Origin of the sequence: Terasakiispira papahanaumokuakeensis, assembly GCF_001709345.1 — a bacterium.
GTDB classification, from domain to species: Bacteria; Pseudomonadota; Gammaproteobacteria; order Pseudomonadales; family Halomonadaceae; genus Terasakiispira; species Terasakiispira papahanaumokuakeensis.
The window spans coordinates 1,973,273-1,988,017 of sequence record NZ_MDTQ01000001.1; the positions used below are offsets into that span (position 1 = coordinate 1,973,273).

Below are 14,745 nucleotides of genomic sequence, written 5' to 3' on the forward strand. Positions count from 1 at the left end.
AATTCAAGCACCAGAACATGACGTGCGATGGCACAGTTCAGCTTGATATCAGCTCGGTTTAGATGCGCTAATTATGCACAAAATGAGACTTATTATCAAATGTATTCGTAGTGAGATATCGATTTCAAACGCCGCAGTGATGGGATATAACACCGATCACTGCAGCTTGCCGCCCCATCACCGAATCCAATACTGATAAGCCATGCGCAAAAAAAAGAGCCAGCATCGCTGCTGGCTCTTTAATAAGATGCGCACGATAAAAATACGCATTGCACGATACGTGCCATAAGAGACGTATCATGTGATACAAAGTGTGCTTCGACACGCTGCCAGGAAGATTGAGCGCAAGGTGCGCCAATGCTCACATGAACAAAGGTCAAAAACACCAAATGCAGGCTTACAACTTGCCTTCAAGCTCCGGCATCGCATCAAATAAATCGGCAACCAACCCATAATCCGCCACTTGGAAGATAGGCGCTTCTTCATCTTTATTAATGGCCACAATCACTTTGGAGTCTTTCATCCCCGCCAAGTGTTGAATAGCGCCAGAAATACCGACCGCAATATATAGTTCAGGTGCCACGACTTTACCCGTCTGCCCGACTTGCAAATCATTCGGCACAAATCCGGCATCAACAGCAGCACGAGAAGCTCCGACAGCGGCTCCCAACTTATCAGCCACTTGATAAATATGAGAGAAGTTTTCGCTGCTGCCAACACCTCGGCCACCCGAAACGACAACACGTGCCGCTGACAGCTCAGGACGATCAGATTGGGCTAATTCTTCACCCACGAACTCAGAAACGCCTGCATTTTGGACGGTGACGGACACCGGTTCCACTGAAGCACTGCCAGAGGCCGCAACAGGATCAAAGGAAGTCGGACGCACAGTAATCACTTTAACAGCATCAGTACTTTGTACTGTTGCAATCGCATTACCCGCATAAATCGGTCGCTGGAACGTATCAGCGGATTCAACTGCTGTAATTTCCGAAATTTGCGCGACATCCAACAATGCAGCCACACGCGGCATAAAGTTCTTACCGTTACTGGTCGCCGGGGCAAATACGTGACTGTAATTCACCGCCAGCTCTTTCACCAACAAGGCCACATTTTCAGCCAAAAGATGATCGTAAGCCGCATCATCAGCCAGCAAGACCTTATTCACACCAGCCAATTTAGCGGCTTCATCTGCGATCGCAGCACAACCTTGACCAGCCACCAGAACGTCGACTTCTCCACCAATGAGCTGTGCTGCGGCCACAGTATTCGCCGTCGCGGCAATCAGCTCATTGTTGTGATGATCCGCAATTACCAGAATGCTCATGAGATCACCTTCGCTTCATTTTTCAGTTTATCCACCAGCTCATCAACGCTGCCCACTTTAATCCCCGCCTGGCGCTCAGCAGGCGCTTCAACTTTCAGAAGCTTCAAGCGTGGCGCAACATCAACCCCAAAATCGGCCGGGGTTTTCGTATCCAACGGCTTACGCTTTGCCTTCATAATATTGGGCAGTGATGCATAACGGGGCTCGTTAAGACGCAGATCCGCACTGATAACGGCAGGCAATTTCAGATTCAGCGTCTGTAAACCACCATCAATTTCTCGGGTGACTTTGGCTTGTCCATCAGCGACTTCAAGGCCAGAGGTGAAAGCCCCCTGAGCAAACCCGGTCAACGCGGATACCATTTGAGTCGTCTGGTTATTATCCGTATCGATCGCCTGTTTACCCATCAGGACTAACTGCGGCTGCTCTTCCTCAATCACTTTACTGAGCAATTTAGCCACAGCCAGCGATTCCAGCGCTTCATCGGTTTCAACCAGAATGCCACGATCGGCGCCTAACGCCATCGCCGTTCTGAGTTGCTCCTGGGCCGTTTTTGGCCCAATCGAAACCGCAACGATCTCGCTCGCAATACCCTTTTCTTTCAGACGTACGGCCTCTTCAACCGCAATCTCACAGAAAGGATTCATAGCCATTTTAACGTTGGCCAGATCGACGTCGGAGTTGTCCGCCTTGACGCGGATCTTGACGTTATAGTCAATGACTCGTTTGACAGCGACAAGAACCTTCATAGAGTCCTCATTTCCTATTAGCTGATCTTATCCATTGGAATGAAATGACGCAGGTTTTATAGCATTCATTTCAAGACATTTGGATAAAACAAGCGATTGAAGTTGGCACGCACGGGATAGCAGCTGGCGTGTCACGAAACCTGCAAGATGATGACCGGAGAGGCAATTTCAGTCAAACACCACCTTAAACCAGTCAGTCACACTTTTACATCTGCTTGTCATAAGGCAAGTCTTGACGCCTTATCTATCACATGATCCTACACAACACTCGCGTTATTGTGCAGCGCACATCCACTCAATGTCAGGTTATACTTCAGGCTAATCATCATCAACAAATACGACATAGCACTTGACGCATTGCTATCAAGAACGTCAACTTAACGCAATTCGTTGACCTAAAGCAAACGACCGTTTTAAATCAAGCACTCATAATAATATTGTCCAGCCATACTTTTGTAGATCCTGATACCGGTTATAGACCCAGAGGCAGGAGAATGGCCAGGGATCGACATACAATAATCCTGATTTTAAGGACAATGGCATCTGATCTGAGGAGACCGCCGTGGAAGATGAAAATGTAATGGAGTTCGACGTTCTGATCGTCGGAGGTGGCCCGGCTGGCTTATCCGCAGCCATTCGCCTGATGCAGCAGGCCCAAAATGCGGAGCAAGAACTCACCGTATGCGTCGTCGAGAAAGGCTCAGAAATTGGTGCGCATATCCTATCGGGTGCGGTTTTTGAACCCACAGTACTGGGCGAGCTTATCCCTGACTGGAAAGAAAAAGGCGCTCCACTGAATACGCCTGTCACCGAAGATCAAGTCTATTTGCTTCAAAACAATGAGAAGGGGCAGAAATTACCCGGCCTGTTGGTGCCCAAAACCATGCACAACCATGGTAATTACATTATCAGCGAGGGCAACCTGACTCGCTGGCTGGGCGAACAAGCCGAAGCCCTAGGTGTCGAAATCTATCCTGGCTTTACCGCTGCTGAAGTCGTTTATGGTGACAAAGGTGAAGTCAAAGGCATTATGACGGGCGCCATGGGCATTAGTGCTGAAGGCCAGGAAAAAGATTCGTATGTGCCCCCAATGGCGTTGTACGGACGTTACACTTTATTTGCTGAAGGCTGTCGTGGACACCTCGGCAAACAGCTGATCACGCATTATGACTTGGATGCAGGCAAAGACCCGCAGCATTACGGAATCGGCATTAAAGAACTGTGGGACATTGATCCAGCCAAACACCAACCTGGATTAGTCGTCCATGGCTCAGGCTGGCCACTGAGTGAAACAAAAGAAACCGCTGGGGGGTTCTTCCTGTATCACGCAGAGAACAACCAAGTCTCAGTAGGATTGATCGTTGACCTTTCCTACTCCAATCCGCATTTATCGCCGTTTGATGAATTCCAACGCATGAAACACCACCCAGTGATTAAGCAATACCTGGAAGGGGGTTCCCGTGTGGCTTATGGCGCCCGAGCGATCACCAAAGGCGGGTATAATTGTCTGCCTAAAATGACATTCCCGGGGGGCCTATTGATTGGTTGCGATGCCGGCACGCTGAATTTCGCTAAAATCAAAGGTATTCATACTGCGATGAAATCCGGCATGATCGCAGCGGAAACAGTCTTCGAAGCGATTGCTGCTGGCGATGAAGGCGGTCAGGATTTGATTACTTTCTCAACCCGTTGGGAGCAATGCTGGGCGCAGGACGAGTTACATCGTTCACGTAACTTTGGGCCCGCAATGCATAAGTTCGGGACTTTCCTAGGGGGTGCATTCAACTTCGTTGATCAGAACATTTTCAATGGAAAAATGCCGCTGACACTGCACGACACTCACCCAGACCATGCACAGCTGAAGCCAGCATCCGAGTCTCCTCAAATCAACTACCCGAAACCTGATGGCGTACTGAGCTTCGATAAACTTTCTTCAGTTTTCCTCTCCAATACGAACCATGAAGAAGATCAACCCTGTCATTTGCGTTTGAAAGATCCGCTGATTCCAATCCAGCAAAATCTTCCAAAATATGATGAGCCTGCCCAACGTTATTGTCCGGCTGGCGTATATGAAGTCATTGACGGTGATGATGGTGAGAAGCAATTCCGTATTAACTTCTCAAACTGCGTTCATTGTAAAACCTGCGATATTAAAGACCCAGCACAAAATATAACCTGGGTCACACCAGAAGGTGGCGGCGGGCCGAACTATCCCAATATGTAACGAGAAATTGCCCCACTCAACATCAAAACAGCGGAGCACAACTCCGCTGTTTTGATATGAGCACAGACTCAATGTATACCATCCGGTCAGTACGATTCAGGTCGCGCAATGCGATAAAAACAATGCCGGGCCAAGGGATGATCATGAGCCAGCTTTGGATGATCAAAGTCCATCCCTGTATCCGACATGCCAATTTTCTCCATCACACGCCGTGACGGCTGATTCGCTAGCGTGGTAAAGGCATAAACCGAATCAAGATCAAGATGCTGCCAAGCCCATTGCAACACAGCTTTAGCCGCTTCAGGGGCATAGCCCTTCCCCCAATAAGAAGCCGCTAAGCGCCAGCCAATCTCAGTTAAAGGCGTCACCGGAAAACCACTATCAATGAGTTGATCATTTAACCCCACAAACCCCATCAAGGCGTGAGTACGCTTGTGTTCAAGTGCCCAAAATCCGTAACCGTTTTGGTCAATTAACGACTGCAGTCGTGCCATAAGGGCATCGCTTTCTGAGCGAGACAGTGGCGCAGGGAAATACCGCATCACGACAGGATCCGCGTTCATTTGGGCAAAAGCCGTTTGATCATACTCAAACCATGGCCGCAGCCTTAATCTTGACGTCTCAATGACGGTCATGACTGAGCCAACCATTTTTCAAACTTCTGCCGTACTCGCTCGGCCAGAGGGGCCTTGAGTGCCGCTTGTATTTGATCCACAGGTCTCGATTTGCCCGTCATTAATCGATAAAGCGATTGTATCGTCGGAAAATCAATTGAAGCCGCTTGATAGATCGCAGCATCTCCAGCTTTAAGCGGCCCCTCGTTGATCACACGCCAATAAACCCCTGAGCGCTCAGCCTGGATGAACTGTTTAGTAAACGTCGCATCCTGCATCCGAGTCGACAGAATATTACAAGGAATCCTAGGCGCGGTGGCTTCCAATAGCACCGAATCAAATTGCAAACGGTCCCCCACTCGCACCTGCTGTGGCAGCCCTTTTAACATTAAGTTTTCGCCAAAGGCTCCCGGAGCCAACTCATGCCCCAATAACGACATCCACCATTCATAATCTTCAATGGCATAAGAATAAACCGCTTGATCGGCGCCGCCATGGTGCTTGGTATGAATGATCGTATCACCTGCAAGTCCCGCGACCGTAACAGCCACCTGATGGGTTTGCGGCACTTTCACGATCCCTGAGTCAACGGACTTACCGCGATAAGTTAATGTTTGTTTCTCACCAATATTGACCGCTAAAACGGTTACCGACTGAGTCACCTTGACCTCCTTTAAAAATAGCGCTGTATCATCCAAACGACTTTTAACAATGTTTAACAACAACGACGGTACAGACGGCATCCAGCGAAATCCAACCCACTCAGATCGCTTCTCGCCAAGGGACTTGATCTGCAAAGCGCGCCAGCAATGCATCGCATAAGAGCTGTAAACGGCGTGATCGCTGACGACTTCTAGGATAAATCAACCAAACGCCGCTAAAAGGATAACGATACTGATCGAGCAAGGAGACTAAGCGTCCACTGGCAAGGTCAGGCTCGACATAATAATCAGGCAACTGAGCAATGCCTAAGCCCCGCCGAACAGCATCCAACTGTGCAGGACCCGAATTGGAACGCCAACTGGCTTCAGGACGAATCTCATAACGCTGTCCCTCACGTTGAAAAAGCCAGCGTGTACGAGACCCCGTCAAACAACGGTGATGAGCCAGCTCACTCAGCACATGAGGCATGCCAAATCGCTCTAAATAAGCGGGGCTGGCACATAAATACTCTCGCCGGTCGCACAAACGCCGTGAGAGCATAGACGAATCATCCATGGCCCCCATGCGAACGGCCAGGTCATATCCCTCTTCAATCAAATCAACACGACGATTAGTCAAATGCAAATCCAAAGAGAGTCGAGGGTGTTGCAGCATCAATTCATTCAATACCGGGGCAATAAACCGCTCACCAAAAGTGGTGGCACAAGTCACTTTCAAAGGCCCGACAGCTTCATGCGCTTCAGCACTAATGGCATGTTCGGCAGACACCAACCCCTCAAGTAAGCGACGACATTGTTCATAATAGCGCTGTCCGGCCTGGCTGGGACGCAGCTTTCGAGTCGTCCGATATAGCAAAGGGACACCTAAAGATGACTCCAACTTAGCCACCAAACGACTCACATGAGATGGTGAAACTTTTAGTCTATCCGCTGCGGCCGAGAAACTCCCTTGTTTCATCACTTCAACAAAGGCTTCCACTGCTTCCCAATGATGCATACGTCGGCATACTCCTCAAATCATTCCACGCTTTTCGATCACTCAATGCTTTTCATTTTCAATCAGTCAGCGTTTCTCAACCAAAACACCGAGCACTTTATTGTTATATGACAACAATCATTTGTCATTCGTGATATTAATATTGTGCTCAGGCTCCGCTACACTGCGTGCAATTGCTTTGATAAGTGTTCCCAAGCACTCGCTGCATTGTGAGTGCTTTTATACATATTGATATCACACACTGACTTGAACCGATGAGGAGCCACCATGAAATCACGTGCCGCTGTTGCCTGGGGTGCCGGTCAACCATTAACGATCGAAGAAGTCGACGTTCAAGGCCCTAAAGCAGGTGAAGTACTGGTTCAAATCGTCGCCACAGGGGTATGTCATACTGACGCATTCACCTTGTCAGGCGCTGACCCTGAAGGCATTTTTCCCTCTATTTTAGGCCACGAAGGTGCGGGCATTGTCCAGGAAGTAGGCGCAGGCGTCACCAGCCTGAAGCCAGGAGATCATGTTATCCCGCTCTACACCGCTGAATGTGGCCAATGTAAGTTCTGTTTATCCGGTAAAACGAACTTGTGCCAAGCCGTGCGCGCCACACAAGGCCAAGGCCTCATGCCTGATGGCACAACACGCTTTTCAACCGGGGGCAAAGAGTTGTTCCACTATATGGGCACCTCGACCTTCTCTGAATATACGGTCGTGCCTGAAATTTCGCTGGCGAAAATTCATGTCGATGCCCCGCTGGAAAAAGTCTGCCTATTAGGTTGTGGTATCACCACAGGGATCGGGGCTGTCCTGAACACGGCCAAAGTTGAGCCGGGCTCCACTGTCGCCATTTTTGGCCTCGGCGGGATTGGTTTATCGTGCATCCAAGGCGCTCGTATGGCGCAAGCCGAGCGCATCATCGCCATCGACATTAACGAAGACAAATTCGAGATGGCCAAGCAGTTCGGCGCAACAGACTGCATTAACCCGAAGAATTTCTCAGACCCGATCCAGCAAGTCATTGTTGATATGACCGACGGAGGCGTTGATTACTCCTTCGAATGTATTGGTAATGTTCAAGTCATGCGTCAGGCACTTGAATGTTGTCATAAGGGCTGGGGAGAATCGGTCATTATCGGGGTTGCAGGCGCAGGTCAGGAAATTTCTACTCGTCCTTTCCAGTTGGTTACCGGGCGTGTTTGGAAAGGCTCTGCATTTGGTGGCGTCAAAGGTCGCAGTCAGCTGCCAGGTTATGTTGAAGACTACATGAACGGCAAAATTGAAATTGATCCTTTCATCACTCACACCATGGGCCTGGAAGACATCAACAAGGCCTTTGATCTGATGCATGAAGGTGAAAGCATCCGTTCTGTCATCCTCTACTGATCACATTATCGACGGCATCAGCCAGCTTAATACTGACGGAGGCCGTCGAGTAAATATTTTGTTCCAGGAGATGACCATGTCACAACAACAGCATCTTGAGCTACTCAGTAGTCAAAAAAGCTTTGGTGGTTGGCTCAAACGTTACCAGCATAGTGCCAGCAGCACCGGTACGGACATGATCTTCGCTATTTATCTGCCCCCAAAGGCTGAGCGCGAAGCCGTACCCGTGCTTTATTGGTTATCTGGCCTCACTTGTAACGATGAGAACTTCATGCAGAAAGCCGGTGCTCAACGCATGGCAGCCGAGCTTGGATTAGCCATCGTTTGCCCGGATACCAGCCCGCGGGGTACAGATCTTCCCCAAGAGCACGACAGCTACGATTTTGGTTCTGGCGCAGGCTTCTATGTGAATGCCACTCAAGCCCCCTGGGATCAACATTACCGGATGTATGACTATGTCGTCGAAGAATTGCCGACCTTAATCGAAGCTCACTTTCCCGTCACCGATCAACGTAGTATCAGTGGCCATTCAATGGGCGGCCACGGTGCCTTAATCTGTGCGTTGAAAAATCCAGGCCGCTATCAATCGGTTTCAGCCTTTGCCCCAATCAGTCACCCGACCGAGTGCCCATGGGGGCAAAAAGCCTTTACCGGTTACTTAGGGGAAGATCGAGAATCTTGGAAACAGTGGGATGCCTGTGAACTGATTAGCCAAGCACAGGAACAGCTGCCATTACTGGTTGACCAAGGTGATGCTGACAATTTTTTAGCAGCGGGACAACTCAAACCCGAAGCCTTACAAGAGGCCTGCGATCATGTCAGTCACCCGATAGTGCTTCGCTTACAACCAGGCTATGATCACAGCTACTTCTTTATCGCTAGCTTTATTGATGATCACTTAAGCCATCATGCCAAAGCTTTAAAATTGATCTAACATGATTAAGGTTGAACCGATATCACCTAAGCGGCCTTTTCTGGCCGCTTATTGACAAGCAAAGCACACCTTTCACCCCTCATCCTGCGCTGGCGGCATCGGATTAGTATTACGCAACGCCAACTCCCCAATACCGGGCAGCTTAATCCCCATGGCCATGGGGTTCACGCCAAAAGATAAACCTAGAATATTCATCTCAAGCCCTTCACGCCAGCCTAATAATACGCCTGCAATTCCGCCTAATGATACTTGTAAACCGGCACCGCCAGGGGGCACCGCAGCGACTTGCATGCCCAGATAATCCTTCCCAATCGCATGGTTAGGCAAGGCAACATTTAATGCATCGGTTTGCCGGATCACCCAGGCTACGAAAGTATTACTATTGGGGCCAGGCCAAGCCCGATATTGATCAGGATATGGGTAATCCGCGACGGCTTGTTCAATTTGAACAATGGCTTCAGCAGCCTGATCTCCACGCAAATCGGCCAGCAAAGTCGGAGACTGCCCATACCACGCCTGATCAGGGGTTTGCACTTGGGATTGAACGACAGGGCGTCTCCAGCCAATCACTTGATGGACGCGATAATCTGAAGCGCCCTCTGCTTTAGTACTGATCCAAGTATGTACGGCAAAATAACCTCGCCAACTCCAGGCCCTCGCTGCATAAACCTGAACCACCGCTTCAGAAGTCTTAACGGGATTGGGGGCCAACCCTGCACTTGAACGATCAGCCGTACGCCAACTGGTCGCGCCCTCACTATTTAAGCGAGTATCTGCTGCCACCCATAACGGACCCAGTAATAACACCATGATCATGAACAAGCTACCACTCAAAACCTTTAACCACATCGCCACGGGCTCCCTTTTCACGACAGCTGACTTCTAATGCCGTTGATGGCATCACGCTTTCACAACGCAATCACCCAACGAAATCACGACCACGGAGAACTCGACCCTAGAGATCCAAACTTAGACCACAGAACAGTGCATTTTCTCAACCGATATTTAATCAGAACGGATATACGGCCAAAAACACAATAATGACAATAATAAAAATGCCGTCTGAATAAAAATGTCATCTAAAAAAGAAGAAAACGAAGGGATGATAAGGCAAGATAAAACTAAGAAGAGTATCCATATAGAGACAAGTGATCATACCAAGATACTCACGAGATAATCTAAAGCGCATAAAGCCTGTTCAGATTCAGCACTATAGCCTGCGACGACAGTGGCTAAAAAGTGTATTCATCACATCATCAACCTATCGTCTCGGAAGACACTCTAGGAAGACACTGAGCGCAACACATCAAGGGAAATCTCATGCAGAACATGATCAAAAAAACCTTTGGCGGCCTTTCGACTCAATATTATCTTCGCCATCTGTTCTTTGGCGCGATATTGTCAGGGCTTGTGATTATGATGACACTCAATGGTCAAAGCACACTCACACTTGGCACCATTTCTTTATTACTCATCAATACACTCTTATATCCATATGCGCGTTTTGTTTACGAAAGCATTATCCATTTCATCATGGGAGACAATATCTTCTTTATTAACGCACTTGTCATGTTAATCGTTAAATTTATCACCATGGTATTATGCTGGAGCTTTGCTATTTTCATTGCACCTATTGGGCTTGCTTATCTCTATTACCATCATACAAAAGCAGCGCATTAATCGAATGCCATATAGAATAAAGGCCCTGCTTCAAACACTCACAGGGCCTTTATCGGTCACTTTCTCCAGAACACGATAAAAAATCTCAAAACATCAAGCGCTTAACACAGCATCAAGATCATCTTCTTCTGATTTCAAAGCAGCCCAGTCATCAAATACCTGGCTGACATCCAGTGAGAGACGTTGGGACAACTCAAAAGGGAAGTGGGCCATTTGATCTTCCTCACTTAACCCCTTTTGCTCAGCCTGATGAATATAAAGTGCGATTGAAATCAAAGCCGCATACGGAGAAAAAGGCTGCTGTTCTGGGTCAATATGATGACTAATCGCAAGCTGAATAGCTTCAGGAAAGTGCCAGCGTTTTGCTAATTCAACACCGACCTGAGCATAGTCATAGCCCAGCATATTACGTTCAAGCTCAACACGATCGCCACCATGGGCCACAAGCTGGTCGATCTTTCTTGCTTTTTCAGGCTCCCCCATGTGGATCAACAACTCACCAATTGAATGCATCATCCCGCACGTAAAGGCCACTTCTCGATCCACCTGAGCATGCTTAGCCAATACCTTACAAAGACTGGCGATATGAAAAGTATCACGCCAAAATTTCTGCTTATTCAGTCCAGGCACATTGATAAAAGCGGTCGTCATCCCAGAAGCCGTCACTAAGGTTCTGAGCTGATCCGTCCCCAGAAGCACAACAGCATCACTGATCGATGCGACTTTCCGTCCCACGCCATAACGTGACGAATTGGCCAAACGTAAGACTTTGGCCGCAAAAGCCTGATCCTTATTAATCTGTCGACCAATCTCATCAGCACTGACTGTTTCCGAGTTAAATGTCTCCATGAGCTCTAAGACAACTTTCGGAATACTGGGCAGTTGGTAAACGCTTTCAAACAAAGTGGCTATGGGCATAAAAGCCTCCATTACAAAAGGAGTCCAGCAATAACGCAGGTCCAGAGCGACGCCCCAACAACACCGAAGACGTCCTTATATTTACCTCAATACTTAACATCACACCTAACAACTGACGTCTTCATCATCAAGACATTGATTAAAGCAACCAGTAGCATAAGTATAGAATAACGCGTTGATCTAATCTGATACAGAGGCCCACCTTTTTTAGTTCAATGAACACCTTTGAGCCGCTTTATTTATAGCGCTCATCAACAGAACAGCCCGCCATAGTTCCACGACCATAGACTCAAGGAGCGGCAGACCACATGCGTGTTAACCAGTCATACGCATAATCTTGCTGCTGATCAATAAAAACATGGGATCCCGACCACATTTTGACACTGAGTCGATCGGGGTAGCCCCAAGCCTTCCAGACCTTCGCCATTTTATCCCAGGCTTGATATACCGCCTCAGGAGGAAATAAAGGATCCTGATCTCCTGCGAGCAACAACATCGGTTTAGGGGCGGCTAGGCTGGCGACATCAGGGTAGTCTAGAAATCTCAAGAGGCCGGGGTGTAGCATTTGCCAGGCAGACCCACCCCGTAACTGATTATTGCCAGGCACCATCAATTGCTTGGCAGGCGCCATCCAATTGATCGCAATACTGGCCTTTACCGCATCGCTCAAAGCCGCTGCCTGCCAGGCCCGAAAAGCCCCCATGGAAAAACCAATTGCGGCCACACGTTCAGCATCGGTCTCGGGCTGAGCGGCTAAGAACTCAGCAGCCCGTACATCTTCATAAGCCATCAAGCCTGCCATGGAACTCCCTAGATTCGCCATATTGGCCGCCAAAGCTTGCTGATCTTCATATGACATCGGGCCGCGATCGCCCCAGCCCAAAGCATCAACAGCCAACACCATATAGCCACGCTCAGCGAGGACATCACCGGGAAATCGACCACTGAAATAACGTTCTGCCCACACCTGGGATGCGGCTAAGCGATAGGGATCATTCCAGGTACGAATCAGCTTTTCCTTACCAATATCAAACCGTGCCCCATGATCGTGATAAAAAACAGCTGAAGGGAAAGGACCACTTCCTTTGGGGATTAATAGTAACCCCAAGACACGGCTGTCTTGTGTCAGGTTAAAGGCGACTTTACGCGCAATGTAAGTACCACGGTCAACCTCATCAACGACAACAGGATCAAACGGTACAGAGGTCGGTACCTGCCAAGTAAGAGACCAAAGTTTCTCTTGTCCCTTACGCCGCCACTGGACTAAATCCTCAACGTCTGAAGACCATGCCATGGGATATGTCATACGCGCCTTGAGCTGATCCACCATGACCGGCAATAGGTCAGGTGTCACACCTTCAGTCTGGTACCTAGGCGAGGGAACGGGAGGAGAAGCGAAAGTGTTTGAAGACATACAAAGGTTGAAAGACATACCAAATATCGCGCCAAGTAAACATACGAGCCTGAGAGATTGATTAGATTGAGCCATAGCATCCTCCTTGATTAAGCTCATTCGTTGTCATCGAATTACGGATAGCCTGCCGGAGTGATACACCTTCCCACAATAAGACAAACATATGATGTCATACTATTGATACAGTAATATTCTGGACAATGTCATATTGAACGTGACTTAACCCTTTGCATGTCTAGCGATACATTAACGCGCCATTAGCTTAAAAAAAACGCCCCTAGCAGGTAGAGGCGTCGATTCAATAACATTCAGAACAAATCTCATGCTTTAGACAATTAAGTCCACGTTTTAGCAATACGCATCGGAAGGTTTACTCCCAAGACTGGCTGCTTGTGCAGATGAGCTCAGGAATTCACCACTAGCGTTGTGGCCAAGTATGCGACCTTCAGCTGGTGCTGGCGCTCCTCCAAACAGCCATTTGACCTCGCCCGAACCATGAGAGCTGGCCACCCATCCCTGTAGGCCCAAAGGTACATTCACCGACACGGTCCCGATACTGATCCAGTGACTGCCATCGATAGAATAGTAGCCGGTCACCTTGCGACCCTGTCCTTCTACCGTCAGGCGTAACCAGATAGGTGTATTAGCGCTGACTCGCGGATAACCGTTCACGCCATGAGGAATCATGGCCTCTATCGCGGCACTATCATCCCCCGCAGATGAACGGGATTGCATCCGAATACCATGACTACCGGTACGAAGCACAGCACAGTACGCCGCGCTCGCATCGGTTGATGCTCGTGCCATCAACCCACCTTTAATCCACCCATTCACATGTGAGGCTGGATTTCCCACAAATCCGGTCAATGTCCGGTCAGGGTTGCTCATCGAGTCAAACTGGAAATAGCCGCTATCCTCTTTCGACCAGAGATCCTCAGAGTTCACCCGAATGGCAAAGAGTGCCCCTGGCTCTACCAATGGCTCCCCCTGATCTCCCCCTAGAAAATCAAAGGGATAGCCGGTTGACGGGTTATCCGTGCGCGCCCACTCATCGCTGAAGGCATTCACCTTATTGGTGGTGAGATGGTTCACCTGGTCTTGCCAACCTTTGCACCAGGAGGACTGGCTATCCAGACCATAGGCGCGACCGACAAATCCCTGCTCTTGTATGGCCTGACCGAGTGCAATATGTGACGAGCTCAGGTTAAATACCACCGCATAATCAAACTGTAGAATCTGATCTGTTTGACTGATATCCGGTGCGACAAAAGCCAACCGCTGATTTGCAGTCGCTCCGTTTTCAACGTATTGATTCAAGTGCGAATCAGGAGAACTCAAATCCCCGGTGGTGCAGGCAAAGATAAACTTGCCCCGCAGCGCCTCCAGCGAAGGCCAACCGTGTTGATGAATCGCTTGCTGCAGAGAGGGCTCAGAGCCAATCAGATCCGGCGGGCCCCAGATGGCCTCACGCCCCAGTCCTTCCACCAGCAGTTGATCCAACGCTTCGGGAGTATGATTAGTGGCAGTGAAGCTGTCTTTGATATCCAGCCAGAGGGTCATTACCTCGTGATCAGGCACCGCCAGATGAAAAGCGCGCAGCACTGCCAGTGCATCCGACAGCTGGTTAACCGTTGAGTTCTGATCCACCACTGACAGATGATAGACGTACCAGTCCCCCTGAAGCTTCGGCCAGCCGGAGGCATCATTGCCGTTATGAATATCAATCTCCAGCGAGCGAATCCGCCAATAAAGCGCCTGGTCGATGTAACCTTCACTACGCTGATAAGTGTTGTGCGAACCTTTCTGGCGCGCAGCACGATATGTAACCTCTTCGTTCATCCCTGCTCCC

The 14,745-nt window shown here is 49.1% G+C and carries 13 protein-coding genes; 4 read left to right on the top strand and 9 right to left on the bottom strand.

Features of this window, described 5'->3' with window-relative positions; translation table 11 throughout:
* Positions 1-397 precede the first annotated feature (397 nt).
* A complete protein-coding gene (locus BFW38_RS08685; RefSeq protein ID WP_068998025.1) occupies positions 398-1,327 on the bottom strand; it encodes an electron transfer flavoprotein subunit alpha/FixB family protein in 930 nt (309 codons plus the stop codon).
* Entirely contained in the window at positions 1,324-2,076 is a 753-nt protein-coding gene (locus tag BFW38_RS08690) for an electron transfer flavoprotein subunit beta/FixA family protein (protein WP_068998026.1), read from the bottom strand. The genes BFW38_RS08685 and BFW38_RS08690 overlap by 4 nt, the downstream gene beginning before the upstream one ends.
* Positions 2,077-2,656: 580 nt before the next feature.
* Here BFW38_RS08690 and BFW38_RS08695 point away from each other — a divergent pair.
* Positions 2,657-4,300 (top strand): electron transfer flavoprotein-ubiquinone oxidoreductase, encoded by a 1,644-nt coding sequence (locus BFW38_RS08695; RefSeq protein WP_069000331.1) that lies wholly within the window; start codon positions 2,657-2,659, stop codon positions 4,298-4,300.
* An 86-nt stretch (positions 4,301-4,386) separates the two neighbouring features.
* On the opposite strand, the gene BFW38_RS08700 is transcribed toward BFW38_RS08695, so the two are convergent.
* The 3 genes from BFW38_RS08700 to BFW38_RS08710 form a co-directional block, all read right to left on the bottom strand.
* Entirely contained in the window at positions 4,387-4,950 is a 564-nt protein-coding gene (locus BFW38_RS08700) for a GNAT family N-acetyltransferase (protein ID WP_218186395.1), read from the bottom strand.
* Positions 4,932-5,576, bottom strand: coding sequence for an MOSC domain-containing protein (locus BFW38_RS08705; RefSeq protein WP_069000332.1), 645 nt, complete (start codon positions 5,574-5,576; stop codon positions 4,932-4,934). Before BFW38_RS08705 ends, BFW38_RS08700 begins: the two co-directional genes overlap by 19 nt.
* 100 nt (positions 5,577-5,676) lie before the next feature.
* Positions 5,677-6,573, bottom strand: a complete 897-nt coding sequence (locus BFW38_RS08710; protein WP_068998028.1) for a LysR family transcriptional regulator — start codon at positions 6,571-6,573, stop codon at positions 5,677-5,679.
* A 267-nt stretch (positions 6,574-6,840) separates the two neighbouring features.
* On the opposite strand from BFW38_RS08710, the gene BFW38_RS08715 reads away from it, so the two are divergent.
* Together BFW38_RS08715 and fghA are read left to right on the top strand one after the other, a co-directional pair.
* Positions 6,841-7,950, top strand: a complete 1,110-nt coding sequence (locus BFW38_RS08715; RefSeq protein WP_068998029.1) for an S-(hydroxymethyl)glutathione dehydrogenase/class III alcohol dehydrogenase — start codon at positions 6,841-6,843, stop codon at positions 7,948-7,950.
* 76 nt (positions 7,951-8,026) lie between these two features.
* Positions 8,027-8,884, top strand: coding sequence for an S-formylglutathione hydrolase (fghA, locus tag BFW38_RS08720; RefSeq protein ID WP_068998030.1), 858 nt, complete (start codon positions 8,027-8,029; stop codon positions 8,882-8,884).
* A gap of 72 nt (positions 8,885-8,956) precedes the next feature.
* Here the strand turns inward: fghA and BFW38_RS08725 are convergent, their stop codons facing one another.
* On the bottom strand, positions 8,957-9,733 hold the full coding sequence (locus BFW38_RS08725; RefSeq protein ID WP_068998031.1) for a DUF3750 domain-containing protein: 777 nt from the start codon (positions 9,731-9,733) through the stop codon (positions 8,957-8,959).
* Between the two features lie 471 nt (positions 9,734-10,204).
* On the opposite strand from BFW38_RS08725, the gene BFW38_RS08730 reads away from it, so the two are divergent.
* On the top strand, positions 10,205-10,564 hold the full coding sequence (locus tag BFW38_RS08730; protein WP_068998032.1) for a hypothetical protein: 360 nt from the start codon (positions 10,205-10,207) through the stop codon (positions 10,562-10,564).
* 93 nt (positions 10,565-10,657) lie between these two features.
* Here the strand turns inward: BFW38_RS08730 and BFW38_RS08735 are convergent, their stop codons facing one another.
* The 3 genes from BFW38_RS08735 to BFW38_RS08745 form a co-directional block, all read right to left on the bottom strand.
* Positions 10,658-11,482 carry an HDOD domain-containing protein gene (locus BFW38_RS08735; protein WP_068998033.1) on the bottom strand — a complete coding sequence of 275 codons (825 nt, stop codon included), beginning with the start codon at positions 11,480-11,482 and terminating at the stop codon, positions 10,658-10,660.
* Between the two features lie 289 nt (positions 11,483-11,771).
* Entirely contained in the window at positions 11,772-12,896 is a 1,125-nt protein-coding gene (locus tag BFW38_RS08740; RefSeq protein ID WP_425427936.1) for a dienelactone hydrolase family protein, read from the bottom strand.
* A gap of 348 nt (positions 12,897-13,244) precedes the next feature.
* Positions 13,245-14,735 (bottom strand): Ca2+-dependent phosphoinositide-specific phospholipase C, encoded by a 1,491-nt coding sequence (locus BFW38_RS08745; RefSeq protein ID WP_068998034.1) that lies wholly within the window; start codon positions 14,733-14,735, stop codon positions 13,245-13,247.
* Positions 14,736-14,745 lie beyond the last annotated feature (10 nt).